At 63.3% G+C, this 25,699-nt stretch carries 23 protein-coding genes; 12 read left to right on the top strand and 11 right to left on the bottom strand.

Annotated elements, in window-relative coordinates; genetic code table 11:
- Positions 1-76: 76 nt before the first annotated feature.
- Positions 77-670, top strand: coding sequence for a 2-hydroxychromene-2-carboxylate isomerase (locus P7A97_RS00665; RefSeq protein ID WP_277687997.1), 594 nt, complete (start codon positions 77-79; stop codon positions 668-670).
- Positions 671-722: 52 nt separating this feature from the next.
- On the opposite strand, the gene P7A97_RS00670 is transcribed toward P7A97_RS00665, so the two are convergent.
- The 6 genes from P7A97_RS00670 to oscA form a co-directional block, all read right to left on the bottom strand.
- Positions 723-1,487 (bottom strand): hypothetical protein, encoded by a 765-nt coding sequence (locus P7A97_RS00670; protein ID WP_277687998.1) that lies wholly within the window; start codon positions 1,485-1,487, stop codon positions 723-725.
- Positions 1,488-1,688: 201 nt separating this feature from the next.
- Positions 1,689-2,657, bottom strand: coding sequence for a sulfate ABC transporter ATP-binding protein (locus P7A97_RS00675; protein WP_277687999.1), 969 nt, complete (start codon positions 2,655-2,657; stop codon positions 1,689-1,691).
- Between the two features lie 3 nt (positions 2,658-2,660).
- Positions 2,661-3,533 (bottom strand): sulfate ABC transporter permease subunit CysW, encoded by an 873-nt coding sequence (gene cysW, locus P7A97_RS00680; protein ID WP_277688000.1) that lies wholly within the window; start codon positions 3,531-3,533, stop codon positions 2,661-2,663.
- Positions 3,534-3,543: 10 nt separating this feature from the next.
- On the bottom strand, positions 3,544-4,362 hold the full coding sequence (gene cysT / locus P7A97_RS00685) for a sulfate ABC transporter permease subunit CysT (protein ID WP_277688001.1): 819 nt from the start codon (positions 4,360-4,362) through the stop codon (positions 3,544-3,546).
- Between the two features lie 153 nt (positions 4,363-4,515).
- Entirely contained in the window at positions 4,516-5,514 is a 999-nt protein-coding gene (locus P7A97_RS00690; protein WP_277688002.1) for a sulfate ABC transporter substrate-binding protein, read from the bottom strand.
- 105 nt (positions 5,515-5,619) lie between these two features.
- On the bottom strand, positions 5,620-5,793 hold the full coding sequence (gene oscA, locus P7A97_RS00695; protein ID WP_277688003.1) for a sulfur starvation response protein OscA: 174 nt from the start codon (positions 5,791-5,793) through the stop codon (positions 5,620-5,622).
- Positions 5,794-6,079: 286 nt separating this feature from the next.
- Between oscA and P7A97_RS00700 the strand changes: the two genes are divergently transcribed.
- Complete coding sequence (locus P7A97_RS00700; RefSeq protein ID WP_277688004.1) at positions 6,080-7,048, top strand: sensor domain-containing diguanylate cyclase; 969 nt, start codon at positions 6,080-6,082, stop codon at positions 7,046-7,048.
- Positions 7,049-7,143: 95 nt separating this feature from the next.
- Positions 7,144-7,725, top strand: a complete 582-nt coding sequence (locus tag P7A97_RS00705; protein ID WP_277688005.1) for an alpha/beta hydrolase — start codon at positions 7,144-7,146, stop codon at positions 7,723-7,725.
- A 67-nt stretch (positions 7,726-7,792) separates the two neighbouring features.
- Here the strand turns inward: P7A97_RS00705 and dibA are convergent, their stop codons facing one another.
- On the bottom strand, positions 7,793-10,075 hold the full coding sequence (gene dibA, locus P7A97_RS00710; protein ID WP_277688006.1) for a phosphodiesterase DibA: 2,283 nt from the start codon (positions 10,073-10,075) through the stop codon (positions 7,793-7,795).
- A gap of 166 nt (positions 10,076-10,241) precedes the next feature.
- On the opposite strand from dibA, the gene desA reads away from it, so the two are divergent.
- On the top strand, positions 10,242-11,426 hold the full coding sequence (gene desA / locus P7A97_RS00715) for a delta-9 fatty acid desaturase DesA (protein ID WP_277688007.1): 1,185 nt from the start codon (positions 10,242-10,244) through the stop codon (positions 11,424-11,426).
- A gap of 92 nt (positions 11,427-11,518) precedes the next feature.
- Here desA and aguA read toward each other — a convergent pair whose 3' ends face one another.
- The 4 genes from aguA to P7A97_RS00735 all read right to left on the bottom strand — a co-directional run bounded on the left by aguA (position 11,519) and on the right by P7A97_RS00735 (position 16,172).
- Positions 11,519-12,622, bottom strand: coding sequence for an agmatine deiminase (gene aguA / locus P7A97_RS00720; RefSeq protein WP_277688008.1), 1,104 nt, complete (start codon positions 12,620-12,622; stop codon positions 11,519-11,521).
- A gap of 273 nt (positions 12,623-12,895) precedes the next feature.
- Positions 12,896-13,537 carry a TetR/AcrR family transcriptional regulator gene (locus tag P7A97_RS00725; protein ID WP_277688009.1) on the bottom strand — a complete coding sequence of 214 codons (642 nt, stop codon included), beginning with the start codon at positions 13,535-13,537 and terminating at the stop codon, positions 12,896-12,898.
- A gap of 63 nt (positions 13,538-13,600) precedes the next feature.
- Positions 13,601-14,677: an extracellular solute-binding protein gene (locus tag P7A97_RS00730; RefSeq protein WP_277688010.1), complete on the bottom strand. Its 1,077-nt coding sequence runs from the start codon at positions 14,675-14,677 to the stop codon at positions 13,601-13,603.
- Between the two features lie 115 nt (positions 14,678-14,792).
- Complete coding sequence (locus P7A97_RS00735; protein ID WP_277688011.1) at positions 14,793-16,172, bottom strand: glutamine synthetase family protein; 1,380 nt, start codon at positions 16,170-16,172, stop codon at positions 14,793-14,795.
- Positions 16,173-16,449: 277 nt separating this feature from the next.
- Here P7A97_RS00735 and P7A97_RS00740 point away from each other — a divergent pair, with 277 nt between their 5' ends.
- From P7A97_RS00740 to P7A97_RS00775, 8 genes are all read left to right on the top strand, one after another.
- Entirely contained in the window at positions 16,450-17,202 is a 753-nt protein-coding gene (locus tag P7A97_RS00740; protein WP_277688012.1) for a gamma-glutamyl-gamma-aminobutyrate hydrolase family protein, read from the top strand.
- Positions 17,203-17,289: 87 nt separating this feature from the next.
- On the top strand, positions 17,290-18,648 hold the full coding sequence (locus P7A97_RS00745) for a glutamine synthetase family protein (RefSeq protein WP_277688013.1): 1,359 nt from the start codon (positions 17,290-17,292) through the stop codon (positions 18,646-18,648).
- 83 nt (positions 18,649-18,731) lie between these two features.
- A complete protein-coding gene (locus P7A97_RS00750; RefSeq protein WP_277688014.1) occupies positions 18,732-20,105 on the top strand; it encodes an aspartate aminotransferase family protein in 1,374 nt (457 codons plus the stop codon).
- 119 nt (positions 20,106-20,224) lie between these two features.
- Positions 20,225-21,325, top strand: coding sequence for a polyamine ABC transporter substrate-binding protein (locus tag P7A97_RS00755; RefSeq protein ID WP_277688015.1), 1,101 nt, complete (start codon positions 20,225-20,227; stop codon positions 21,323-21,325).
- 260 nt (positions 21,326-21,585) lie between these two features.
- Positions 21,586-22,635 (top strand): polyamine ABC transporter substrate-binding protein, encoded by a 1,050-nt coding sequence (locus P7A97_RS00760; protein WP_277688361.1) that lies wholly within the window; start codon positions 21,586-21,588, stop codon positions 22,633-22,635.
- A 115-nt stretch (positions 22,636-22,750) separates the two neighbouring features.
- Positions 22,751-23,905, top strand: a complete 1,155-nt coding sequence (gene potA / locus P7A97_RS00765; protein ID WP_277688016.1) for a polyamine ABC transporter ATP-binding protein — start codon at positions 22,751-22,753, stop codon at positions 23,903-23,905.
- 23 nt (positions 23,906-23,928) lie between these two features.
- Positions 23,929-24,810, top strand: a complete 882-nt coding sequence (locus P7A97_RS00770; RefSeq protein WP_277688362.1) for an ABC transporter permease subunit — start codon at positions 23,929-23,931, stop codon at positions 24,808-24,810.
- Positions 24,807-25,685, top strand: coding sequence for an ABC transporter permease subunit (locus P7A97_RS00775; protein ID WP_277688017.1), 879 nt, complete (start codon positions 24,807-24,809; stop codon positions 25,683-25,685). Before P7A97_RS00770 ends, P7A97_RS00775 begins: the two co-directional genes overlap by 4 nt.
- Positions 25,686-25,699: the final 14 nt, after the last annotated feature.

Here is a 25,699-nt window from a genome sequence, read left to right on the forward strand (position 1 = left end):
CTGCGCCGCCTAGCCTGAACGCCGCTCGCAGGGTCGCGAAACTTCGTTAGAACAATCAAAAAGAGAGAAGTCATTCATGAGCAAAACCGTCGAGTTTTATTTCGATTTCGGCAGCCCCACCACCTACCTGGCCTGGACCCAGTTGCCGCAGCTCTGCGCCGAGGAAGGTGCGACCCTGGTGTACAAGCCGATGCTGCTCGGCGGGGTGTTCCAGGCCACGGGCGGTGCTTCGCCGGTGACCATCCCGGCCAAGGGGCGTTTCATGCTCCAGGACCTGGCCCGTTTCGCCCGGCGCTACCAGGTGCCGATGCAGTTCAACCCGCACTTCCCGATCAACACCCTGGGCCTGATGCGTGCTGCGGTAGCGGTGCAGGAGCGTATGCCGGAGCGCTTCGAGGCATTTCTCGCGCTGATCTTCGAGGCCCTGTGGGTACAGGCGAAGAATCTGGGTGATCTGGCGGTGCTGGGCGAGGTGCTGGCCAAGGGCGGTTTCGAGCCGCAGCAGTTGCTGGCACTGAGCAGCGAACAGGCGATCAAGGATCAGCTCAAGGCCAATACCGACGAGGCGGTCAAGCGTGGCGTATTCGGTGCGCCGAGCATGTTCGTCGGCAACGAGCTGTTCTTCGGCCAGGACCGCCTGGACTTTGTACGCGAGGCGTTACAGGCCTGATCGAGCGGGCAAGAAAAAGCCGGGCAGTGCCCGGCTTTTTGCGCACAGTGGCCTATGGCGCTCCGGCGACCTGGCCCAGGCTGATCCACTGGTCGGTCAGCGAGCGGGTGTGACGATCCACCGTGGTGGGCGCGAAGGCGCGACCCGAGGCACTGGCCAGGGCGTTGCTGCCGCTGTTCATGTCGATCAGGGCGGCGCGCAGGAATTTCCAGCGGGTCTTCAGCTTGGCCACCGAGCTATTGCCCTTGCTGTTCAGCTGGCTCAGCTCGGCGTCGATTTGCGGGACGAGCTGGCGCTCGTCTTGGCCGATGTAGTTTTCAGTCTGTTCGCGGGCGGTTTCGAAGCTGCCGATGTAGGAGCGGCTCAGGTACTGCACGCCGAGGTATTCAACCTTGGCCGGCAGTTCGCCCGCCGGATCGGCATTCGGCACGCTGCGGGCAGTGCTCAATACTTCACGGAGTGCCTGGGCGAGATCCTGGGGGTAAGCCCAGGGCATATCTTCTTCGTTGGGGCCAAAGGAAACACCCAGGCGTAACTGGGTAACAAGTTTGGTGGTCAGGCCGGGTATTTCCGAACTGGCGCTCATGGCGTTTTGCGCGGCGGTTTCCAGTTCGGCGATATCTTGCTCCAGGCGTGCCTTATGGGCTTCCTGGAAGCCTTCGCCGCGCAGCAGCAGCAGGCTGCTGGTCGCTCGGGAGGCATAGATCTGTACTTGCTCGGCAGCGGTCATGGCGGCGGCCTGGGCCACCGCGGAAAAGGCTGTCAGCAGCCCAAAAGCCAATGAAAAATACAGCTTAATCAAAGGGTTACGTTTCATCCCCGGTCGCTCCTTATTATTTTTCTCGGCGCGGATGCGGAGGGTGCCGTTCAGGTCCCGACGCAGTAACAACAGCCTACTGCGCATCCTGATAGCAAAGGATGAGCCAAAAGAGTGAATTTAATCGCAATTTTGACGCCGTCCGGATGGCACACGCCGATCTGTGCTAGGCGGCCGGGCTGGCCGGTCGCCTAGCCTCCTTCAGAGCTGCGGGCGGAAATACAGCGTTGTGCCGCGTGCCAGGCCGCTCAGGCTGGCGTGATCCTTGATCACCTCCGCCTCGATCAGTTCGTCCTGGCCCTCGACCTTGAGCGTCACCCGGGTGATGGCGCCGAGAGGGCGGATGTCGCGCACCTGCGCCGCGCGGTGTTCGTCGATGGCCAGGCGCGACAGCGACACCTCGTGCGGGCGGAACAGCAGGTGCTGGTCGTCGCCCAGGTGCAGGCGGTTGGCGTCGCCGAGGAAGTGGTAGACGAAGTCGCTGGCCGGCTGCTCGTAGACCTCGGCCGGCGAGCCGATCTGCTCGATGCTGCCCTTGTTCATCACCACGATGCGGTCGGCCACTTCCATGGCCTCTTCCTGGTCGTGGGTGACGAATACGCTGGTCAAGTGCACTTCCTCATGCAGGCGTGCCAGCCTGCGGCGCAGTTCCTTGCGCACCTTGGCGTCGAGGGCACCGAAGGGCTCGTCGAGCAGCAGCACCTTGGGTTTCACCGCCAGGGCGCGAGCCAGGGCGATACGCTGGCGCTGGCCGCCGGACAGCTGCTCCGGGTAGCGGTCGGCCAGCCAGTCGAGCTGCACCATGCCGAGCAGCTCGTGCACCCGTTCGGCGATCTCCGCCTCGCTCGGGCGCTCGCCCTTGGGCTTCATGCGCAGGCCGAAGGCGACGTTGTCGAAGACCGTCATGTGGCGGAACAGCGCGTAGTGCTGGAACACGAAGCCGACGTTGCGATCGCGCACATCGTGGTTGGACACGTCCTCGCCGTGGAACTGGATGCTGCCGGCATCCGGCGTCTCCAGGCCGGCGATGATGCGCAGCAGGCTGGTCTTGCCGCAGCCGGACGGGCCGAGCAGGGCCACCAGCTCGCCGCTGTGGATATCCAGGTTGATGTCGTTGAGCGCGCGGAAGGCGCCGAAGGTCTTGCTGACGTTACGGATTTCGATGGACATGGCTTATTCCTCCGCGTCGCTGTGACGTAGGCGGGACAGACGGGATTCGCTCCACTGCTTGAGCAGCAGAATGATCAGGGCCAGGGCCAGCAACAGGCTGGCCACGCTGAAGGCGGCGACATGGTTGTATTCGTTGTAGAGAATCTCGACGTGCAGCGGCAGGGTGTTGGTGTAGCCACGGATATGCCCGGACACCACCGACACCGCACCGAACTCGCCCATGGCCCGCGCGGCGCACAGCACCACGCCGTAGATCAGGCCCCATTTGATGTTGGGCAGGGTCACGTGCCAGAACATCTGCCAGCCGCTGGCGCCGAGCAGGCGAGCTGCTTCTTCCTCCTGGGTGCCCTGTTCCTGCATCAGTGGGATCAGCTCGCGTGCGACGAAGGGCACGGTGACGAAGATGGTCGCCAGGACGATGCCGGGTAGGGCGAAGATGATCTGGATGTCGCGTTCCTGCAGCCACTGCCCGAAGAAGCCCTGGGCGCCGAACAGCAGCACGTAGATCAGGCCGGCGATCACCGGCGAGACGGAGAACGGCAGGTCGATCAGGGTCACCAGCAGGCTCTTGCCGCGGAACTCGTACTTGCTCACGCACCAGGCGGCGGCCACGCCGAACACCAGGTTGAGCGGCACGGCGATGCCCACGGCGAGCAGGGTCAGCTGCAGCGCGGCAATCGCGTCCGGCTCCAGCAGGGCGCTGAAGAAGGTGCCGAAACCGAGCTTGAGCGCTTCGCTGAGCACCACGAACAGCGGCAGCAGGAGGAACAGGGCGAAGACCAGCCAGGCGCCGGCGATCAGCGCGCGGCGACCGAGCGGGCTGCCGCGGCGCCGGTCGTTGGCCAGGGTGGAGGACGACAGAACGGTGCTACTCATGGCGGCCTCCTTAGGGGCGTTCGATGCGGCGCTGCAGCAGGTTGATCAGCAGCAGCAGGATGAAGGACACCACCAGCATCAGCACGCCGATCGCGGTGGCGCCGGTGTAGTCGTACTGGTCGAGCTTGACCATGATCAGCAGTGGCAGGATCTCGGTCTTCATCGGCATATTGCCGGCTATAAAAATGACGGACCCGTACTCGCCGACGCCACGGGCGAAGGCCAGGGCGAAGCCGGTCAGCCAGGCCGGCAGCAGGGCCGGTAGCAGCACATGGCGGAACACCTGGAAGGGCCTGGCGCCCAGGCAGGCGGCGGCCTCCTCGACCTCGCGCGGAATGTCCGCCAGCACCGGTTGCAGGGTGCGCACCACGAAGGGCAGGGTGACGAAGGTCAGCGCCAGGGTGATGCCCAGCGGGGTGTAGGCGATCTTGAAGCCCAGCTCGCTGGCGAACTGGCCGACCAGACCGGCCGGGGCGTACAGCGCGGTGAGGGCTATGCCGGCCACGGCGGTGGGCAGGGCGAAGGGCAGGTCGATCATCGCATCGATGATCTTGCGCCCGGGGAAGCGGTAGCGCACCAGCACCCAGGCCAGCAGGGTACCGATCACGCCGTTGAGCAGGGCGGCGGCGAAGGCAGTGGCGAAGCTCAGCTTGAGGGCGGCCAGCACCCGCGGTGCGCTGATGATGGCCCAGAATTCGGCCCAACTGAGTTGGGCGGCGTGCACGAACATGGCACCCAGGGGAATCAGCACCAACAGGCTGAGGTACACCAGGGTGTAGCCCAGCGTCAGCCCGAAGCCGGGTATGACGGGGGAAATGCGACGGGACATGATTTTGGCCTTGGCTGGTTTGGCGACGAAGAAATGACGCGTTGCGAGCGAAGGTCAGACAAGGCGAAGGCCGGCGAGGGCAGCGGAGTTTACGGGTGGTAAATGAGCATGCCCGAGCCGGCTTTCAACGCAGTATGACCGAGCGCAGTAGCGTCACTGGGCCTGGTAGATCTGGTCGAAGATGCCACCGTCGTTAAAGAACTTGGGCTGGGCGGATTTCCAGCCGCCGAAGTCCTTGTCGATGGTCACCAGCTTCAGCTGCGGGAACTGCTGGGCAAACTCCGCGGCCACCTTGGCATCACGCGGGCGGTAGAAGTTCTTCGCGGCGATGCGCTGGCCTTCCTCGCTGTACAGGTATTGCAGGTAAGCGGTGGCGACTTCGCGGGTGCCCTTCCGGTCGACGTTCTTGTCGACCACGGCCACCGGCGGCTCGGCGAGGATGGACAGCGAGGGCGCAACGATTTCGAACTGGTCGCCACCCTGCTCCTTCAGGGCCAGGAAGGCCTCGTTCTCCCAGGCCAGCAGCACGTCGCCGATCTGGTTGTTGACGAAGGTGATGGTCGAGCCACGGGCGCCGGTGTCCAGCACCGGGACGTTTTTGTACAGCTTCTGTACGAACTCTTGAGCCTTGGCCTCGCTGCCGTACTGCTGCTGGGCATAGGCCCAGGCGGCCAGGAAGTTCCAGCGTGCGCCGCCGGAGGTCTTCGGGTTGGGGGTGATCACTTCCACGCCCGGCTTGACCAGGTCATCCCAGTCCTTGATGCCTTCCGGGTTGCCCTTGCGCACCAGGAACACGATGGTCGAGGTGTAGGGCGTGCTGGATTGCGGCAGACGCTCCTGCCAGTTTTCCGGGATCAGCTTGCCCAGCTTGTGCAGCTCGTCGATGTCGCCGGCCAGGGCCAGGGTCACCACGTCGGCGCGCAGGCCGTCGATCACCGCGCGGGCCTGCTTGCCCGAGCCGCCGTGGGACTGCTGGATCTTCACCGCTTCCTTGCCCTGGGCGGTCCAGTGCTGGTTGAAGGCGGTGTTGAACTCGCTGTACAGCTCGCGAGTGGGGTCGTAGGAGACGTTGAGGATCTGCGTGGTGGCGAACGCCGGGCTGGCGAACAGGGCGCTGGCGAGGGCGGCCAGGGCGAAGGTGCGAACGGACATGGTTGTGGCTCCTTGGGATGCAGTGATGGCGTGGCGTTGGCGGGCTCGGTAGCGCGCTTCTGGGGTTGCTCACGCCCTCCGGTGATCCGGTCGGGCCTGGGGTGGTCAGGGTTGTTTGGTGGTTGGCGGCAGACGGAATTTTTCCTTGCGCTCGATCTGCACGACCTGGCCGTTGTGTACGGTGATCTCCACCGAGCCGAAGCGCAGCTCGCGCAGGGCGCTGTGGATTTCCCGCAGGATGCTGGCCTGATCGGCATCGCTGGTGTGTGGGGCGTGCATGGGGCGGCTCCTTGAACGCCGGTCTGGCGTGGAGCGGATATTACGGAGCGATCTTTTATTCTTAAAAATACCGTTTAAGAATTTTTATATATCTTTTTGTCATTTGAGGTGTTTGGGCGCGGTTGTCGGCCGCTATGGATACCGCGCCGTCGTGGTCGAGTTCCCTGGCAGAAGGGCGTTGTTGGAAATTCACGCCATCCGTCACATTGGCTCTGGCCGGTCATCGTCAGGAGTCGGTGGCAGGCTTAAGCTCGAACGATCGGTCAAGAATTGAAGAGGTCAGGTTATGGAAGACCAGAGCCAGGTCGCCAGCGAGGTAGAGCAGCTGACGCTCAGCCTGCTGCATTGCCGTGGCGAGGTGGAGCGCTTGCGCGAACGCGAGCAGCTGGTCGGCAGCCTGCTGGCCAGCGTCAATGCCGTGCTCTGGGCGTTCGACTGGGACCAGCAGCAGATGGTGTACGTCAGCCCGGCGTACGAGCGCATCTTCGGGCGCAGTGCTGCCCTGCTGCTGGCGGATTACGGCGAGTGGCGCAACAGCATCTACCCGGATGACATGGAGTACGCCGAACAGAGTCTGCGCTCGGTCATGCAGGTCGGTGCGGTGGAGGAGCGCGAATACCGCATCATCCGCGGTGACGGTCAGGTGCGCTGGCTCAGCGACAAATGCTTCATCAGCTCGCCAGCGCTGTTCGGCGGCCGCGCCCTGGTGGTCGGCATCGCCGAGGACATCACCGAGAAGAAAGTCATGCAGAGCGAGCTGCAGCGCCTGGCCACCAGCGACGTGCTGACCGGCGCGAGCAACCGTCGGCACTTCTTCGAGCGCGCCGCCGAGCTGTTTGCCGAGGCGCGCGACAGCGGCCAGCCGCTATCCTTCCTGCTGCTGGACATTGACGACTTCAAGAAGATCAACGACGGCCATGGCCATCAGGTCGGCGACCGCGTGCTGCAACGGGTGGCCCATTGCGGCGCCTATGTGGTGCGTCGCGACGATCTGTTCGGGCGGATCGGCGGTGAGGAGTTTGCTGCGGTGTTTCCCGCCTGCGATCTGCAGCAGGCGCAGCAAGTGGCGCAGCGCCTGCAACGCGAAGTGCAGCGCCTGCAGTTTCCTAGTGGTGACGACAGCTTCGGTGTCACCATCAGCCAGGGGCTGACCTGCCTCGGCGACGGCGACACCCTGGATGATCTCTACGCCCGTGCCGACGCGGCGATGTATCAGGCCAAGCGCCAGGGCAAGGACTGCATCGTGCTGGGCTGAAATTTTATAAATGGAATAAGCAAATAAATTCTTATTCCTTACCATTGATTGAGTCGCTGCTTAGACTGGCCTCCGACATTCCCAGGAGGCTCGTCATGTCCCGCCAGACCACGCACTACCTGATCCTGCCGGGCTGGCAGGGCTCGCCAGACGAACACTGGCAGAGCCACTGGCAGCGCAGCCTGCCAAATGCCAGCCGAGTCGAGCAGGCCGACTGGCTATGGCCCGATGCCGAGCGTTGGGTAGCAGCCCTTGAGCAGCGTGTTGCGACGGCCCCGGCCCCGCTGATCCTGGTGGCCCACAGCCTGGGCTGCATCACGCTGGCGCGCTGGGCCGCGCAGGCCTCGGCGAGCGCACTGGACAAGGTGCGCGGTGCGCTGCTGGTGGCTCCTGCAGATGTCGAGCGGGCCAATTGCCCGGAAGCCCTGCGCGGTTTTGCGCCGATTCCCCGTGATGGGTTGCCCTTTCCCAGTCTGTTGGTGGGCTCGGATAACGACCCGGCCGCCAGTGCCGAACGCGCCTCGCAGATGGCGCGCGACTGGGGCGCTGAGGCGCTGATTCTGCCGGGTGCCGGGCATATCAACGTGGCTTCCGGTCACTGCCGCTGGGAACAGGGCTTCGCCTACCTGTATCGCTTGCAGCAGCAGATCGAGCAGCACGCACGGCGGCGCGCATAACGGCGCTCATCGCCCTGTCGTGGGGGCTCGGCCCGGCCTGTGTCGTCCCGGACAGGCGCGCAATGCGCTAGGTCTGGGCCAGCTGGCGCAGATAAGCGGCGCTTGCCTCATCGGCCGGTTGCGGGCGACCGAACCAGTAGCCTTGTCCCAGGCTGCAGCCGATGCCCAGCAGGTAAGCGGCCTGGGCCTCGGTCTCGATGCCCTCGGCCAGCACGCGCAGGTCCAGACTCTGGCCGAGGCTGACCACCGCGCGGGCAATGGCGGCATCCTCGCCGTCCTGCGGCAGGCCGCGGACGAAGCTCTGGTCGAGCTTGAGCTTGTGCACCGGCAGGCGCTTGAGGCGCGCCAGCGAGGAGTAGCCGGTGCCGAAGTCGTCGATGGCCAGGTGCACGCCCAGCGCCTGCAGGCGTTGCAGCAGCTGCAGGGCGCGATCGGGGTCGTCCATCACCGCGCTTTCAGTCACTTCCAGCTCCAGGCAGGCAGGCTCCAGCCCGGTTTCACGCAGCACCCGCTCCACGCGCTGATCCAGCTCACCCCGACTGAAGAGGCGGCTGGAGACGTTCACCGCGACGAACTCCAGCGGTACACCCTCGGTTTGCCAGCGCACCATCTGCGCACAGGCCTGCTCCAGCACCCAGGCGTCGATGGCACCGATCAGGCCACTGTCCTCGGCCATCGGAATGAACTCGCCGGGCGGCACCAGGCCGCGTTGCGGATGCTGCCAGCGCACCAGGGCCTCGACGCCGAGCATGGCGCCGTCGTCCAGGCGGTGGATCGGCTGGTAATACACGCGCAGCTGCTCGTGCTGCAGGGCCTGGCGCAGCTCAGCCTCGAGCGTGACACGCAGGCGTGCCTGGGCGGTCATCTCCTGGCTGTAGAAGCTGAACGTCTGGCGCCCACTGTTTTTGGCGCGGAACAGTGCCGAGTCGGCGTTGCGTAGCAGCTGCTCGACCGAGTCGCCGTCTTCGGGGAACAGGCTGATGCCGATACTGGCGCTGACGAACAGGGTCTCGCCGTCGACGACGAAGGGCTGCGCCAGGCAGTCCTGTACGCGCTGGGCCAGCTGCGAGGCCTGATCGGCCTGGGCGCACTCACTGCTGAGCAGGCCGAACTCGTCGCCGCCAAGGCGTGCCAGGGTCAGCTTGCCGCTCAGGCTTTCGCCCAGGCGCGCGCCAATCAACTTGAGCAGACGGTCGCCGGTGCTGTGACCGAGGCTCTCGTTGATGATCTTGAAATGGTCAAGATCGATCAGTAGTAGGGCACCGTGCAGTCCGTCTTGATGGGCACGCTGCAACGCCTGCTCGATGCGCTCGCCGAACAGCAGGCGGTTGGGCAGGGTGGTCAGCGGATCATGGTGGGCCAGGTAGTCCAGTTCGCGTTGCGAGCGCTTGATCGCACTGATATCGGAGAACACCGCCACGTAGTGGCTGAGGTTGCCATTCTCGTCATGGATGACGCGGATGCATTGCCACATGGGGAAGATTTCGCCGCTTTTGCGCCGGTTCCAGATCTCCCCACTCCACGAGCCGCGCTGCTCCAGGGCGTGCCACAGGCTGCGGTAGAAGTCAGCATCGTGATGGCCGGACTTGAACAGGTCGGGCGAGCGGCCCAGCACGTCTTCGACGGCATAGCCGGTAATCCGCGAGAAGGCCGGGTTGACGTGCACGATGCGTTTGTCGCGGTCGGTGACCAGCACCCCTTCCAGGGTGCTGTCGAACACGGCGGCGGCCTGACGCAGGCTGTCCTCGTCGGCGCGGCGCTGGGTGATGTCGCTGGAGATGCCGATGAAGCGCTCGGGGTGGCCCTGTTCATCGAGCAGCAGCTGGCCGCGCGAGTGTAGCCAACGGTATTCGCCATCGCGGTGGCGCAGGCGGAAGATGCTTTCGTAGTGGGGGCTGCGCTCCTCGAGCAGGGCGCGCAGGCGCTCCTCGGCCAGCGTGCGGTCCTCTGGGTGCAGGCGCGTGACCCAAGCCTGTTGGCCCTGGCCGAACGTCTCCGGGCTGTAGCCGAGCAGGGCGCAGTAGCCCGCCGAGTAGAACACCTTCTGCCCTTTGATGTCCCAATCCCAGAGGCCTTCCTGGGCCGAATCCAGGGCCAGGGCCAGGCGCTCCTCGCTTTCCTTCAGCTCGCGTCGCACTTGCCATTGCTCGCGCCAGTGGCGCATCAGCACGGCATACAGCACCAGGGCGCTGAGCAGCACGAAGGCGAAGCCTTTGAGACTCTGGTAGCGGCTCAGCGTGTCGCGGTCGAAGCCGAGCCCCAGTAGGAGGGTGTCACTGCCGAGAATCCAGAGCGCGGCGGCTATCAGGTAAAACAGACTGAACTGTAGCGGTCTGCGCTGGAATTTCATTGCGGGGCCGGCCGTGGCGAGATGTGCGAAATGCCGCACATTATAGATAAGTCGACTAGCAGTGCATTCTTGTCTAACGCTGCGCTGGCATTCTCCACCCGCTTGGGGATAATGCCCGGAGGCTGGGTTTACAGTCGTTCTCCCTTTTTGCGAGGCAACACCATCCATGTGGTACAACGGTTTACTCGATCTCTCGGTCTGGCAGCTCATCGCCGTGACCCTGGTGCTGACCCACATCACCATCGTCAGCGTCACCGTCTATCTGCACCGTTATTCGGCGCACCGCTCGCTGGAGCTGCATCCGGCACTCAAGCATTTTTTCCGCTTCTGGCTGTGGCTGACCACCGGCCAGAACACCCGCGAGTGGACCGCCATCCACCGCAAGCACCACGCCAAGTGCGAAACCGTCGATGACCCGCACAGCCCGGTGATCAAGGGCCTGGGCACCGTGCTGCGCAGGGGCGCGGAGCTGTACCAGGAAGAGGCGAAGAACGAAGAAACCCTGCGCATCTATGGCAAGAACTGCCCGGATGACTGGATCGAGCGCAATGTCTACAGCCGCCATCCCATGGGCGGCATCATCCTCATGGCGATCATCGACCTGGCCCTGTTCGGTGTGCTCGGCATGACCGTGTGGGCGATCCAGATGATGTGGATTCCGGTCTGGGCGGCGGGCGTGATCAACGGCCTCGGCCATGCCGTCGGCTACCGCAACTTCGAGTGCCGCGATGCTGCCACCAACCTGGTGCCCTGGGGCATCCTGATCGGCGGTGAAGAGCTGCACAACAACCACCACACCTACCCGAACAGCGCCAAGCTGTCGGTGAAGAAGTGGGAGTTCGACATGGGCTGGGCCTGGATCCAGCTGTTCAGCTTCCTCGGCATGGCCAAGGTGCAGCGCGTGGCGCCCATCGCCCACCGCGTCGAGGGCAAGCACAGCCTGGACATGGACACCGCCATGGCCATCCTCAACAACCGTTTCCAGATCATGGCGCAGTACCGCAAGCTGGTGATCAAACCGCTGGTGCAGCAGGAGCTGGCCAAGGCCGACGAATCGGTGCGCCACCTGTTCCGCCGCGCCAAGCGCCTGCTGTCGCGCGAGACCAGCCTGCTCGACGAGCAGCACCATGCCCGCATCAGCGAGCTGCTGGCGCAGAGCCAGGCGCTCAAGGTGATCTACGAGAAGCGCATCGCCCTGCAGCAGATCTGGGTCAAGACCAGCAGCAATGGCCACGACATGCTCGAAGCGATCAAGCAGTGGGTGCATGAGGCCGAAGCCAGCGGTATCCAGTCCCTGCGTGAGTTTGCCGAACAGCTGAAGACCTACTCGCTGCGTCCGGCTACCGCCTGAGTCGATAGCTGACGAAAAGCCCGCCGCACTGGCGGGCTTTTCTTTGCCCATGAAAAAGCCCGCCGGAGCGGGCCCTTTCTGCCGCCGAGCAATCAGCGCCGTTGTGGCGCCGGCTGCTGCTGGGTGATGCAGTGGATGTTGCCGCCGCCAAGGAGGATCTCGCGGCCTGGCACCATCACCACTTCGTGCTCGGGGAACACGCGGCGGAGGATGGCCTCGGCCTCGGCATCCATGGGGTCGTCGAACTTCGGCGCGATGATGCCGCCGTTGACGATCAGGAAGTTGACGTAGGAGCCGGCCAGGCGGATCGACGGATCACGCTCCTGGCTGCCTGCCACCAGGTCGACGCCGGCGCATTCTTCCTCGGTCGCATGCAGCGGGCCGGGAATCGGCATCTTGTGGACCACCAGCTGGCGGCCCTTGGCATCACGCGCGTTTTCCAGCACCTGCATGGCCGCCTGGCAGCGCGGGTAGTTGGGGTTTTGCGGGTCGTCGGTCCAGGCCAGCAGCACTTCGCCGGGGCGCACGTAGCAGCAGAAGTTGTCGACGTGGCCGTTGGTCTCGTCGTTGTACAGGCCGTCCGGCAGCCAGATCACCGTGTCGATGGCCAGGTGATCGCGCAGGGTTGCCTCGATCTGCTCACGGCTCAGGTGCGGGTTGCGGTTGCGATTGAGCAGGCATTCCTCGGTGGTGATCAGCGTGCCTTCGCCATCGACGTGAATGGAGCCGCCTTCCAGCACGAAGCCTTCGGTGCGGTAGCGCGCGCAGCGTTCGACCTGGAGGATCTTGGCCGCTACCTGATCGTCGCGCAGCCAGGGGAAATACAGACCGCCATCGAGGCCGCCCCAGGCATTGAAGCTCCAGTCGACGCCACGTACGTCACCGGCATCGTTGATCACGAAGGTCGGCCCGGTGTCGCGTACCCAGGCGTCGTCGGTGCTGATCTCGATCACGCGGACGGCCTCGCTCAGGCGCGCGCGTGCGTTCTCGAACTGGGCGGCGGAGACACACACGGTGACCGGCTCGAAGCGGGCGATGGCCTCGGCCACGGCGCTGAAGGCGGCCTGTGCCGGCTTGCCGCCCAGGCGCCAGTTGTCCGGGCGTTCGGGCCAAACCATCCAGGTCTGGGTGTGAGGTTCCCATTCGGCGGGCATACGGAAGCCATCGGCGCGGGGGGTGGTGTTCAGCGTGCTCATGAGGGTCACCAGATTCGGGCAGCCAGAACGCAGCGGCACAGACCGCCGGTTCGCGAAGTACGGATTTGGAGCGTCGTCGCCAGTATAGGTCGCGACTTCCTAATCTCCTGTTCGTCGCTCTTGGGAAGCGTCGAGACTTTTTATATCCGATAAAAATCGATTTATAAAGCGATATTAAGATTCATAAAGCAAGGAATCATTATTTTTGCAGATAATTATTCGACTTATGCGTATTGGGTGATCGCTGCGAGGCCGTAGTCCGATAGAGATCGGTCAGTCGAGCGGAGTTGCACGTTTGGGCAGGCCGAGGGGCAGGTACAGGCCCAGGTAGGCGTCGAACACGCGCATGCCCTCCTCGGCCAGGCGCGGGGTAATTTCGCCGTGCAGCTGCACCGAGCGGGCGTAGACGCGGTCGCCCAGCTCCATGGCCAGGGCGAACACGTCGATGTCGTCCGGCAGCTGTGGCAGCGGGAAGTGGCGCTCGAACAGCTGTTGCATCAGGCGGCCCAGCTCCAGGTCGTGCTGTCGGTCGGCCTGAGTGACTTCGGCCAGGCCGTGCTGGGCCAGGATCAGCTGGCGCGCGGCACTGTCGTCGGCGTAGATGGCCAGCATGCGCTGTTCGACGATGCGCGACAGGTCATGCCAGTGACGCAGCGCCTGGTGATCCACCGGCTGCAGCAGGCAGTCGCGAAAGGCAGCGTGGATATCGGCGGTGAGGGCTTCGAGCAGCGCCGGCACGCTGGCGAAGAAGTGGTAAACGGACGACGGCGGGATCTCGGCGCGTTCGGCCACCGCGTACATGGTCAGGCCGCTGAAGCCCTGCTCGCGCAGCAGCTCGCGAGCCGCGGCGAGAATCTGGGCGATACGCGCCTGGCTGCTGGCGCGCGGTTTGCGGGGGCTGGCGGTGCGGCTCATGCCGGTCTCCTGTCCGGGGAAGGCGCTATTGGACGCCAGCCGGACAGGCCAGGGCAAGCGCTGTCACTGGGCGGTGGCGGTTGCCGCCGGGCCTTCGAGGAAGCTGTTCCAGACTTCGTCGCGGGCAACCTTGATCTTGTCTGACAGCGGCGTGAGGGCGAACAGGCGGCTCTTGGCCGATTCCAGATCGCGGCCCAACTGCTCGCGCAGCTTGGGCTCAAGGAACTGCTGGGCGTCGGCGTTGGCGTTGGGATACAGCGTTTCGCTGGTGATCAGCGCGGCCACTTGCGGTTGCAGCAGGTAGTCGATGAACTGGTGCGCGAGGTCGGCACGGCGCGCACTGGCAGGGATCACCAGGTTGTCGATGAACAGGGTGGAGCCTTCGTCCGGCACAACGAACTCGACCGGCTGGCCGGCATCGCTGGCGCCAAGCGCATCGCCGATCCAGGCCACGGCCATGCACAGATTGCCCTGGTTGAGGTCGTCGATGTAGCGCTCGCTGTCGATGTAGCGCACGTTCGGGCGCAGGCCCTCAAGCACGCTGGCAGCACGCTGCACACGGCCCGGTGAGGTGTTGGCCAGGCTGCGGCCCTGGAAGTTGAGCAGGTTGTAGAGCAGCTCGTCCGGGGCATCCAGCACGCTGATGCCGCACTGCGCCAGCTTGGCGCTCTGGTTGCTGTCGAACAGCAGGCTCCAGCTGTGCGGCAGTGCGCCACCATAGGCGGCCTCGGCCTGCGGCGTGTTGATCGCCAGACCCACGGCGCCCCACAGGTAGGGCACGGCATAGCGGTTCTGCGGATCGACGGCGGCCAGTTTGCTGAGCATCTGCCGATCCAGATGTTTGCGATTGGGCAGGCGCTGCAGGTCCAGCGGCTGCAACTTGCCGGCGGCTATCAGGGCTGGGAGTTCGTCATGGGAGGGGACGGCGATGTCGATGCTCTCGCCGCTGGCCAGGGCGCGGTCCAGTTCCTCGTCGGTGCTGAAGGTGCGGTATTCCACCTGGATGCCAGTGGCCTTGGTGAAGTCGTCGAGCACCTGGGGTGCGATGTAGTCGTTCCAGTTGTACACCCGGATGCTGTCGGCGGCAGTTGCCAGGCCTGGGCTCAGGGCCAGCAGCAGGGGAGCAAGAATACGAAACATGACGACCTCCTCGAATGCGTGTGCATGGCTGCGCCGACGCCGGCGGCGTGGGCGACGAATCAGGTGGGCAGCAGAAAAAGAGACGCCGGCACAAGGGCCGGCGTCTGGGTGTTGCTTACACGGTATGCAGGTACCAGTTGTATTCGAGGTCGGAGATGGTGGTCTCGAACTCTTGCAGCTCGGCTTCCTTGCAGGCGACGAAGATGTCGATGTAGTCCGGGCTGATGTACTTGTTCAGCACTTCGCTGTCGTCCAGCTCGCGCAGGGCGTCGCGCAGGTTGTTCGGCAGGCTCGGCTCCAGCTGCTCGTAGGCGTTGCCTTCGATGGGCTCGCCCGGCTCGATCTTCTGGGTCAGGCCGTGGTGCACCCCGGCGAGGATGGAGGCCATCATCAGATAGGGGTTGGCGTCGGCGCCGGCCACGCGGTGTTCGATGCGCACGGCGTCCGGGCTGCCGGTGGGCACGCGTACGGCCACGGTGCGGTTGTCCAGGGCCCAGCTCGGTGCATTTGGCACATAGAAGTTGGCACCGAAGCGGCGGTACGAGTTGACGTTGGGGCAGAGGAAGGCCATGGAGGCCGGCAGGGTCTCCAGCACGCCACCCACGGCATGACGCAGGGCGTCGTTCTGCAGCGGATCTTCGCTGGCGAAGATGTTCTTGCCGGTCTTCTTGTCGAGCAGCGAGATGTGCACGTGCAGGCCGTTGCCCGCCTGGCCCGGGTAGGGCTTGGCCATGAAGGTGGTGTCCATCTCATGGTCGTAGGCGATGTTCTTGACCAGACGCTTGAGCAGCAGGGCGTAGTCGCAGGCCTTGATCGCGTCCTCGACGTGATGCAGGTTGACCTCGAACTGCGCCGGGGCGCTTTCCTTGACGATGGCGTCAGCCGGAATGCCCTGTTCCTTGGCCGCTTCGAGCATGTCCTGCAGACAGTCGACGTATTCGTCGAGATCGTCGATCAGGTATACCTGGGTCGACTGCGGACGCTTGCCGGAAATCGGCGAGCGCGGCGGTTGCGGGCGGCCGTTCACGTTCTCCTGGTCGATCAGGTAGAACTCGAGTTCGAAGGCGGCACAGATCTTCAGGCCCATGTCATCGAACTTCTGCACCACCTGGCGCAGTACCTCACGCGGGTCGGCGAAGAACGGCTTGCCGTCGAGTTCGTGCATGGTCATCAGCAGCTGAGCGGTGGGGCGCTTCTGCCAGGGCTCGTTGCACAGGGTGTTGGGAATGGGGAAGCAGATGCGGTCGGCGTCGCCAATGTCCAGGCCGAGGCCGGTGCTTTCGACGGTGGCGCCATTGATGTCGAGGGCGAAGAGCGAGGCGGGGAGGTTGATGCCTTTCTCGTATACCTTGTGGAGACTGTTGCGTTCGATGCGCTTGCCGCGCACGACGCCATTCATATCTGCAATCAGAAGGTCAACGAACTGGACCTCGGGATGTTCCTTGAGGAACGCGTTAGCTTCGTTGAGCTGAACGGCACGCGGGGGTACCGACATGATGCAACACCTTTATTGTTAAAAATTTCAATCATTCATTCGTACAGCCGTGAGTCAATCTCAAACACCCTGTACTGTCAATAGTCTGCCATTTTGCCCTGTTATGGGGCGTAAAGGCCAGTTTTGGGGCATTTAGGCCCCCTTGGACTGCCTGCCTGGCCTTGTGGTGCGGGGTGCTCAGTGGCCTGTGTTCAATTTTTTACAGCCCTATTGTGTAAAAAATTGAACAAGGCTAATCTCGACCTCAACCTAACAACAGCAATAAAACAGGTGTTCCATGTCGCGCCTGCCGATCATCGGCGTTACCGCCTGCACCAAGCAGGTGGGCCTGCACCCCAACCACATCGTTGGCGACAAATATGTCCGCGCCGTGGCGGTCGGTGCTGGGGGGCTGCCCCTGGTGATACCTGCACTGGGTGAGCTGATCGATCAGGACACCCTGCTGGCCAGCGTCGATGGCTTGCTGTTCACCGGCTCGCCGTCCAACGTCGAGCCCCATCATTATAGTGGCCCCGCCAGCGTGGCGGGCACGCAACACGACAGTTGCCGTGACGCCACCACCCTGCCGCTGATTCGCAAGGCCATAGACGCCGGTATTCCGGTGCTGGGCATTTGCCGCGGCTTCCAGGAAATCAATGTGGCCTTTGGTGGCAGCCTGCACCAGCGGGTGCAGGAAGTGGCCGGGATGATGGACCACCGTGAGCCGGCGGATGAGCCGGTTGACGTTCAATATGCCCCCCGTCACGCCGTGCGTGTGCAGGCGGGAGGGGTGCTCGCCGGCATCGGCTTGCCGGACGAGATTCAAGTCAATTCCATTCATGGCCAGGGCGTGCAGCGTCTGGCGCCGGGCCTTCGCGTAGAAGCACTGGCGCCTGACGGGTTGGTCGAAGCCTTCTCTGTCGAGAATGCGCCAGGCTTCGCACTGGGGGTGCAATGGCACCCCGAGTGGCAGGTAAGCTCCAACCCGAATTATCTCGCCATCTTCCAGGCCTTTGGTGAGGCATGCAGGAAGAAGGCGGGACAACGCTGAGTAGGTGAGCAACCGGTCGGCGAAGCTGGGAGGTTTCGCTAGGCTTTAACCGGTCCGCAGTAGCCGCTCTACAACCCTGAGGTCTTTATGACTAGCAAGCTCGACCAGCTCACCAGCTGGCTGAAAGAACGCAAAATCACCGAAGTTGAATGCTTGATCAGCGATCTTACCGGCATCGCGCGTGGCAAGATTTCGCCGACCAACAAGTTCCTTGACGAGAAGGGCATGCGCCTCCCCGAGAGCGTCCTGCTGCAGACCGTAACCGGCGACTACGTCGAGGACGACATTTATTACGACCTGCTCGACGAGGCGGACATCGACATGTTCTGCCGCCCCGACGAGAACGCCGTGTTCTCCGTGCCCTGGGCCCTTGAGCCGACTGCGATGGTGATCCACGACACCTTCGACAAGCAGGGCAACCCGATCGAGCTGTCGCCGCGCAACATCCTCAAAAAAATCCTGAAGATGTACGCCGACAAGGGCTGGCGGCCGATTGTCGCCCCGGAGATGGAGTTCTACCTGACCAAGCGTTGCGCCGACCCTGATTTCCCGCTGGAAGCCCCGGTGGGTCGCTCCGGTCGCCCGGAAACCGGCCGGCAGAGCTTCTCCATCGACGCGGCCAACGAGTTCGACCCGCTGTTCGAAGATATGTACGACTGGTGCGAACTGCAGGGCCTGGATCTGGACACGCTGATCCACGAGGAAGGCCCGGCGCAGATGGAAATCAACTTCCGTCACGGCGACGCCCTGCACCTCGCCGACCAGATTCTGGTGTTCAAGCGCACCATGCGCGAGGCCGCGCTCAAGCACGACGTGGCCGCGACCTTTATGGCCAAGCCGATCACCGATCAGCCAGGCAGCGCCATGCACATCCACCAGAGCGTGGTGGACATCAAGACCGGCAAGAACATCTTCTCCAACGAAGACGGCACCATGAGCACGCTGTTCATGCACCACATCGGTGGCTTGCAGAAGTACATCCCCGAGCTGTTGCCGCTGTTTGCGCCGAACGTCAACTCGTTCCGCCGCTTCCTGCCCGATACCTCGGCGCCGGTAAACGTCGAGTGGGGCGAGGAGAACCGCACGGTGGGCCTGCGTGTACCGGAGGCCGGGCCGCAGAACCGCCGCGTGGAAAATCGCCTGGCCGGCGCCGATGCCAACCCCTATCTGGTCCTGGCCGCCACCCTGCTGTGCGGCTACATGGGCATGGTCGAAGGCATCAACCCGGGCGCGCCGGTCAAGGGGCGTGGCTACGAGCGTCGCAACCTGCGTCTGCCGGTGACCATCGAGAGCGCGCTGGAGCGCATGGAAGCCTGCAAGGACGCCGAGAAGTACCTGGGCGAGAAGTTCATCCGTGGCTACGTCGCGGTCAAACGCGCCGAGCACGAGAACTACAAGCGGGTGATTAGCTCCTGGGAGCGTGAATTCCTGCTGCTGTCGGTGTGACTGGAGCGGGCGCGGCTGCCGCGCCCGTTGCCACAGATTTCATCGGGTCGCCGCCGGCGGCCCGCGTAATAAAAGGTGTTGTTATGAACAGTGCAGTGACCAACCCGAAAACCCGCGAGTGGCAGGCCATGAGCCGTGAGCACCACCTCGCGCCGTTCAGCGATTACCAGCAGCTGCACGAGAAGGGCCCGCGCATCATTACCAAGGCGGACGGTGTCTATCTGTGGGACAGCGAAGGCCATAAGATCCTCGACGGCATGGCCGGCCTGTGGTGCGTGGCCGTTGGCTACGGCCGCGAGGAGCTGGTGCAGGCCGCCGCCGCGCAGATGCGCGAGCTGCCGTTTTACAACACCTTCTTCCAGACTGCCCACCCGCCGGCGCTGGAGTTCGCCAAGGCCATCGCCGACGTGGCGCCGGCCGGCATGAACCATGTGTTCTTCACCGGCTCCGGTTCGGAAGGCAACGACACCATGCTGCGCATGGTTCGCCACTACTGGGCGAGCAAGGGGCAGCCGAGCAAGAAGGTCATCATCAGCCGCAAGAACGGCTACCACGGCTCCACCGTGGCCGGCGCCAGCCTCGGCGGCATGACCTATATGCATGAGCAGGGCGACCTGCCGATCCCGGGTATCGTGCACATCCCGCAGCCCTACTGGTTCGCCGAGGGTGGTGACATGACGCCGGACGAGTTCGGCATCTGGGCCGCCGACCAGCTGGAGCAGAAGATCCTCGAAGTGGGCGAAGAGAACGTCGCCGCCTTCATCGCCGAGCCGATTCAGGGCGCCGGCGGTGTGATCGTGCCGCCGGAGACATACTGGCCGCGCATCCGCGAGATCCTCGCCAAGTACGACATCCTGTTCGTCGCGGACGAAGTGATCTGCGGCTTCGGCCGTACCGGCGAATGGTTCGCCAGTGAGTACTACGGCAACAAACCGGACCTGATCACCATCGCCAAGGGCATGACCAGCGGCTACGTGCCCATGGGTGGCCTGATCGTCAGCGACAAGGTATTCCAGGTGATCAACGCCGCCGGCGACTTCAACCACGGTTTCACCTACTCGGGCCACCCGGTAGCAGCGGCAGTGGGCCTGGAAAACCTGCGCATCCTGCGCGACGAGCACATTATCGAACGCGTCAAAACGGAAACGGCACCCTATTTGCAGAGTCGTTTGCGTGAGCTGGCGGATCATCCGCTGGTGGGCGAAGTCCGCGGTGTGGGCATGCTCGGCGCCATCGAATTGGCGAAGGACAAGCAGACCCGCGAGCGTTTCCCGAGCGACATGGGCGTCGGCATGATCTGCCGCACCCACTGTTTCGAGAACGGACTGATCATGCGCGCCGTAGGCGACACCATGATCATCGCGCCGCCTTTGGTGATCAGCAAAACCGAGATCGACGAACTGGTGGAAAAGGCGCGCAAGTGCCTCGATCTAACCGCCCGCGCGGTGCTGGTGTAAGGCTTGAGCCACGGCTCGGACCTTGCCAGACTGCACGAGCGTTGGCCAGGCTCACCGGAGGGTGTGTCGCCCAGGCGACGCAGCCCCGGATACTTCAAATGACAATGGAGCTAACCCGCATGATCAAGACCTTCGGTAAAACACTGCTTGCCATGACTCTGGCAGGCGCCGTGGCCGGCATGGCGCAGGCTGATGACAAGGTACTGCACGTTTACAACTGGTCGGACTATATCGCCCCGGACACCATCGATAAGTTCACCAAGGAAACCGGCATCAAGGTCGTCTATGACGTCTTCGACTCCAACGAAACGCTCGAGGCCAAGCTCCTGGCGGGCAAGTCCGGCTACGACATCGTCGTGCCGTCCAACAACTTCCTGGCCAAGCAGATCAAGGCCGGTGTCTACCAGCCGCTGGACAAGTCCAAGCTGCCGAACTGGAAGAACCTCAACGCCGACCTGCTGAAGACCCTGGAAGTCAGCGACCCGGGCAACCAGTACTCCTTCCCCTACCTGTGGGGCTCAATCGGCATCGGCTTCAACCCGGAAAAGGTCAAGGCCGCACTGGGCGAGAACGCCCCGGTCGATTCCTGGGACCTGCTGTTCAAGCCGGAAAACATCGAGAAGCTGAAGTCGTGCGGTGTGTCCTTCCTCGACTCGCCGACCGAGATCCTGCCGATCGCCCTGCAGTATCTGGGTTACAGCCCGACCAGCGAAGACCCGAAAGAGCTCAAGGAAGCCGAGGCACTGTTCCTCAAGATTCGTCCGCACGTGACCTACTTCCACAGCTCCAAGTACATCTCCGACCTTGCCAACGGCAACCTGTGCGTGGCTGTCGGCTACTCGGGTGACGTGTATCAGGCCAAGTCGCGTGCCGAAGAGGCCGCTGCAGGCGTGACCGTGTCCTACAACATTCCCAAGGAAGGCGCCGGTACCTTCTTCGACATGATCGCCATGCCGAAGGATGCCGAGAACGTCGATGCGGCCTACGTCTTCATGGACTACCTGATGAAGCCGGAAGTGGTGGCGGAAATCGTCAACTACGTGCAGTTCCCCAGCGGCAACTCGGCGGCCACCCCGCTGGTTGACGAGGCGATCCGCAACGACCCGGGCATCTACCCGAGCGACGAGACCATGGCCAAGCTCTACGCCTTCCCGGATCTGCCGGCCAAGGTGCAGCGCGCGATGACCCGTAGCTGGACCACCATCAAGTCCGGCAAGTAACCAACAGCAGCGACACCCTCCGGCGGGTGCTCCCGCCGGAGCCCTGCCAGGAGGCACTGATGCCCTCTTCAACTACCGTTACACACGAGCCCCACACAGCTCCGTGCGCGTTCGGCTGGGAGAAAGGCATGGATGTCAGGGAGTGGCAGCGAACTTATCACTACCCCTGGTCGCGCGGTGCGGCCAGCAAGATCAACAAGAAAGAGGACTGACGTGTGCGAATTTCCTTCCGCAAGACCCTGATCTCCGCTGCAGTCGTGATGGGCATGGCAGGCGCCGTTCAAGCGGCTCCGACCGTGCATATCTACAACTGGAGTGACTACATCGGCGAAACCACCCTTGAGGACTTCGAGAAGGCCACTGGCATCAAGCCGAGCTACGACGTCTTCGACTCCAACGAAACTCTGGAAGGCAAACTGCTGGCGGGCCGTAGCGGCTACGACATCGTGGTGCCGTCCAACCATTTCCTCGGTAAGCAGATCAAGGCTGGCGCGTTCCAGAAACTCGACCGCTCGCTGCTGCCCAACTGGAAGAACCTGGATCCGGAGCTGCTCAAGCAGCTGGAAACCAATGATCCGGGCAACCTCTACGCCGTTCCCTACCTGTGGGGCACCAACGGCATCGGCTACAACGTCGAGAAGGTCAAGGCTGCACTGGGGATCGACGAGGTCGACTCCTGGGCCGTGCTGTTCGAGCCGGAGAACCTGAAGAAGCTGAACAGCTGCGGCGTCGCCTTCATGGACTCGCCGGACGAGATGTATCCTTCCGTGCTCAACTACCTGGGTCTCGATCCGCGCAGCACCAACCCGGACGACTACAAGAAGGCCGAGGCCAAGCTGATGGAACTGCGTCCCTACGTGACCTACTTCCATTCCTCCAAGTACATCGGTGATCTGGCCAACGGCAACATCTGTATCGCCTTCGGCTACTCCGGCGACGTGTTCCAGGCTGCTGCGCGTGCCGAAGAGGCGGGCAAGGGCATCGAAATCGCCTACAGCATTCCGAAGGAAGGCGCCAACCTGTGGTTCGACCTGATGGCCATCCCGGCCGATGCACCGAATCCCAAGGAAGCCCATGCCTTCATGAACTACGTGCTGGACCCGGCCGTCATTGCGCCGATCAGCGACTACGTGGGCTACGCCAACCCCAACCCGGCTTCCGACAAGCTGATGGACCAGGAAGTGCGTAACGACCCGTCCATCTATCCAAGCCCGGAAGTCATGAGCAAACTCTACATTTCGACCGAGTTGCCGCCGAAGATCATGCGCCAGATGACCCGCAGCTGGACCAAGATCAAGTCAGGCAAGTAAACGCAGTTGAAGCAAACCGTACGGCAGGTCGGGCCTGTCGTACGGGCCCGCTGTGCCAGGCGCAGCAGATTTAATTCGGGCCCCATGGCCCACTTTTTCCCGGGAGTTTTTGGAAATGGCAGTCGCCTCCAGCGCCTACAAGAAAGCCCTTGAGGGCAGCCAGCAACCCAAAGAGGTGTTGGTCAAGATTGATCGCGTGACAAAGAAGTTCGACGAAACCATTGCCGTCGACGATGTCTCGCTGACCATCAACAAGGGTGAGATCTTCGCTCTGCTCGGCGGCTCCGGCTCCGGCAAGTCGACCCTGCTGCGCATGCTTGCCGGCTTCGAGCGGCCGACTGAAGGGCGCATTTTCCTCGATGGCGTGGATATCACCGACATGCCGCCGTACGAACGCCCGATCAACATGATGTTCCAGTCCTACGCGCTGTTCCCGCACATGACCGTGGCGCAGAACATCGCCTTCGGCCTCAAGCAGGACAAGCTGCCGCAGGCCGAGATCGACGAGCGCGTGGCGGAAATGCTCAAGCTGGTGCACATGACCCAGTACGCCAAGCGCAAGCCGCACCAGCTGTCCGGTGGTCAGCGTCAGCGCGTGGCCCTGGCCCGCTCGCTGGCCAAGCGTCCCAAGCTGCTGCTGCTCGACGAACCGATGGGCGCGCTGGACAAGAAACTGCGCTCGCAGATGCAGCTTGAGCTAGTCGAGATCATCGAGCGCGTGGGTGTGACCTGCGTGATGGTGACCCACGACCAGGAAGAGGCCATGACCATGGCCCAGCGTATCTCCATCATGCACCTGGGCTGGATCGCCCAGACCGGCAGCCCGATCGACATTTACGAGACCCCGGCCAGCCGTCTGGTCTGCGAGTTCATCGGTAGCGTCAACCTGTTCGATGGTGAGATCACCACCGACGAGGCCGACCACGCCGTCATTACCTGCCCGCAACTGGACAAGCCGATCTACATCGGCCACGGCGTCAGCACCCGTGCCGAGACCAAGGCCGTCAGCTACGCCCTGCGTCCCGAGAAGCTGCTGATGGCCACCGCACTGCCGGATGACCACGAGCACCCCAACTACAACTGGTGCAACGGCACCGTGCATGACATCGCCTACCTTGGTGGCCACTCGGTCTACTACGTCAAGCTCACCTCCGGGCAGATCGTGCAGTGCTTCATCGCCAACGCCGAGCGTCGCGGCAAGCGTCCGACCTGGGATGACGCCGTGGTGGTGTACTGGGAAGACGACAGCGGCGTGGTACTGCAATCATGAAAATCGGCAAACTGAAACGCTACCTGCCCACCGGGCGGCATGCCGTTATCGGGGTGCCGTTCTTCTGGCTGTTCCTGTTCTTCCTGCTGCCGTTCTTCATCGTTCTGAAGATCAGCTTCGCCGAAGCGGACGTGGCCATTCCACCCTACACCGAGATTTACAGCTGGGCGGATAACCAGCTGTCGATCGTCCTCAACCTGGGCAACTACGTCTTCCTCAGCGAAGACGAACTGTATCTGGCGGCCTACCTCGGCTCGTTGAAGATGGCCTTCATCAGCACCCTGCTGTGCCTGCTGATCGGCTATCCGATGGCCTACTCCATCGCCCGCGCCAGCAAGGAAGCACAGACCGTGCTGCTGCTGCTGATCATGATGCCCACCTGGACCGCGATCCTGATTCGTGTCTACGCCTGGATGGGCATCCTCAGCAACAACGGCCTGCTCAACAGCTTCCTGCAGACCATCGGTGTGATCGACGCGCCGCTGCAGATCCTCAACACCAACCTGGCGGTCTACATCGGCATCGTCTACTCGTACCTGCCGTTCATGATCCTGCCGCTCTACGCCAATCTGGTGAAGCACGATCACAGCCTGCTGGAAGCGGCGTCCGATCTGGGGTCGAGCAACTTCAACAACTTCTGGAAGATCACCGTGCCGCTGTCGAAGAACGGCATCATCGCCGGTTGCATGCTGGTGTTCATCCCGGCGGTGGGTGAGTTCGTCATCCCCGAACTGCTGGGCGGTCCGGAGACCCTGATGATCGGCAAGGTGCTGTGGCAGGAGTTCTTCAACAACCGTGACTGGCCGGTGGCCTCCGCCCTGGCGGTGATCATGCTGCTCATCCTCATGGGCCCGATCATCTGGTTCAACCGTAACCAAGCGAAAGAGATGGAGGGCCGCGCATGAAACGCTGGAGTTTCTCTACCGTGATGCTGTGGGTCGGCCTGGCCTTCATCTACCTGCCCATGCTGATCATGGTCATCTACTCGTTCAACGCCTCCAAGCTGGTGACCGTGTGGGGCGGCTGGTCGGTGAAGTGGTACGTCGGCCTGCTCGACAACAGTCAGCTGATGGGTTCGGTGATGCGCTCGCTGGAGATCGCCCTGTACACCGCGATTGCCGCGGTGGCGCTGGGCACCCTGGCCGCCTTCGTGTTGACCCGGGTGACCCGCTTCAAGGGGCGTACCCTGTTTGGTGGCCTGGTTACCGCGCCGCTGGTCATGCCCGAGGTGATCACCGGTCTGTCCCTGCTGCTGCTGTTCGTGGCCATGGCCCAGCTGATCGGCTGGCCGCAGGAGCGTGGTCTGGTGACCATCTGGATCGCCCACACCACCTTCTGCTCGGCCTACGTGGCCGTGGTGGTGTCGTCGCGTCTGCGTGAGCTGGACCTGTCCATCGAGGAAGCGGCCATGGACCTGGGTGCCAAGCCGTGGAAGGTGTTCTTCCTGATCACCATCCCGATGATCGCCCCGTCCCTGGCAGCCGGCGGCATGATGTCCTTCGCCCTGTCGCTGGACGACCTGGTGCTGGCCAGCTTCGTCTCCGGTCCGGGCTCGACCACCCTGCCGATGGAAGTGTTCTCCGCCGTACGCCTGGGTGTGAAGCCGGAGATCAACGCGATCGCCAGTCTGATCATCCTGACCGTGTCGATCTTCACCTTCTTCGCCTGGTACTTCGCCCACAAGGCCGAAGAGCGCCGCAAGCGCGCCATCCAGCAAGCCATGGAGTCGATGGCCGAAGAAGCTTCCAGCTCAAACTGGAAACCGGCTCAGGCTGCGTGAGGTAGCCGAGACGA

This window comes from Pseudomonas sp. GOM6, assembly GCF_029537485.1.
Classification (GTDB): domain Bacteria; phylum Pseudomonadota; class Gammaproteobacteria; order Pseudomonadales; family Pseudomonadaceae; genus Aquipseudomonas.

Bases quoted from the DNA above. Each gene is read 5' to 3' on its own strand.
- P7A97_RS00665 (WP_277687997.1), top strand. From the start codon at position 77: ATGAGCAAAACCGTCGAGTTTTATTTCGATTTCGGCAGCCCCACCACC.
- P7A97_RS00670 (WP_277687998.1), bottom strand. From the start codon at position 1,487: ATGAAACGTAACCCTTTGATTAAGCTGTATTTTTCATTGGCTTTTGGG.
- P7A97_RS00675 (WP_277687999.1), bottom strand. From the start codon at position 2,657: ATGTCCATCGAAATCCGTAACGTCAGCAAGACCTTCGGCGCCTTCCGC.
- cysW (WP_277688000.1), bottom strand. From the start codon at position 3,533: ATGAGTAGCACCGTTCTGTCGTCCTCCACCCTGGCCAACGACCGGCGC.
- cysT (WP_277688001.1), bottom strand. From the start codon at position 4,362: ATGTCCCGTCGCATTTCCCCCGTCATACCCGGCTTCGGGCTGACGCTG.
- P7A97_RS00690 (WP_277688002.1), bottom strand. From the start codon at position 5,514: ATGTCCGTTCGCACCTTCGCCCTGGCCGCCCTCGCCAGCGCCCTGTTC.
- oscA (WP_277688003.1), bottom strand. From the start codon at position 5,793: ATGCACGCCCCACACACCAGCGATGCCGATCAGGCCAGCATCCTGCGG.
- P7A97_RS00700 (WP_277688004.1), top strand. From the start codon at position 6,080: ATGGAAGACCAGAGCCAGGTCGCCAGCGAGGTAGAGCAGCTGACGCTC.
- P7A97_RS00705 (WP_277688005.1), top strand. From the start codon at position 7,144: ATGTCCCGCCAGACCACGCACTACCTGATCCTGCCGGGCTGGCAGGGC.
- dibA (WP_277688006.1), bottom strand. From the start codon at position 10,075: ATGAAATTCCAGCGCAGACCGCTACAGTTCAGTCTGTTTTACCTGATA.
- desA (WP_277688007.1), top strand. From the start codon at position 10,242: ATGTGGTACAACGGTTTACTCGATCTCTCGGTCTGGCAGCTCATCGCC.
- aguA (WP_277688008.1), bottom strand. From the start codon at position 12,622: ATGAGCACGCTGAACACCACCCCCCGCGCCGATGGCTTCCGTATGCCC.
- P7A97_RS00725 (WP_277688009.1), bottom strand. From the start codon at position 13,537: ATGAGCCGCACCGCCAGCCCCCGCAAACCGCGCGCCAGCAGCCAGGCG.
- P7A97_RS00730 (WP_277688010.1), bottom strand. From the start codon at position 14,677: ATGTTTCGTATTCTTGCTCCCCTGCTGCTGGCCCTGAGCCCAGGCCTG.
- P7A97_RS00735 (WP_277688011.1), bottom strand. From the start codon at position 16,172: ATGTCGGTACCCCCGCGTGCCGTTCAGCTCAACGAAGCTAACGCGTTC.
- P7A97_RS00740 (WP_277688012.1), top strand. From the start codon at position 16,450: ATGTCGCGCCTGCCGATCATCGGCGTTACCGCCTGCACCAAGCAGGTG.
- P7A97_RS00745 (WP_277688013.1), top strand. From the start codon at position 17,290: ATGACTAGCAAGCTCGACCAGCTCACCAGCTGGCTGAAAGAACGCAAA.
- P7A97_RS00750 (WP_277688014.1), top strand. From the start codon at position 18,732: ATGAACAGTGCAGTGACCAACCCGAAAACCCGCGAGTGGCAGGCCATG.
- P7A97_RS00755 (WP_277688015.1), top strand. From the start codon at position 20,225: ATGATCAAGACCTTCGGTAAAACACTGCTTGCCATGACTCTGGCAGGC.
- P7A97_RS00760 (WP_277688361.1), top strand. From the start codon at position 21,586: ATGGGCATGGCAGGCGCCGTTCAAGCGGCTCCGACCGTGCATATCTAC.
- potA (WP_277688016.1), top strand. From the start codon at position 22,751: ATGGCAGTCGCCTCCAGCGCCTACAAGAAAGCCCTTGAGGGCAGCCAG.
- P7A97_RS00775 (WP_277688017.1), top strand. From the start codon at position 24,807: ATGAAACGCTGGAGTTTCTCTACCGTGATGCTGTGGGTCGGCCTGGCC.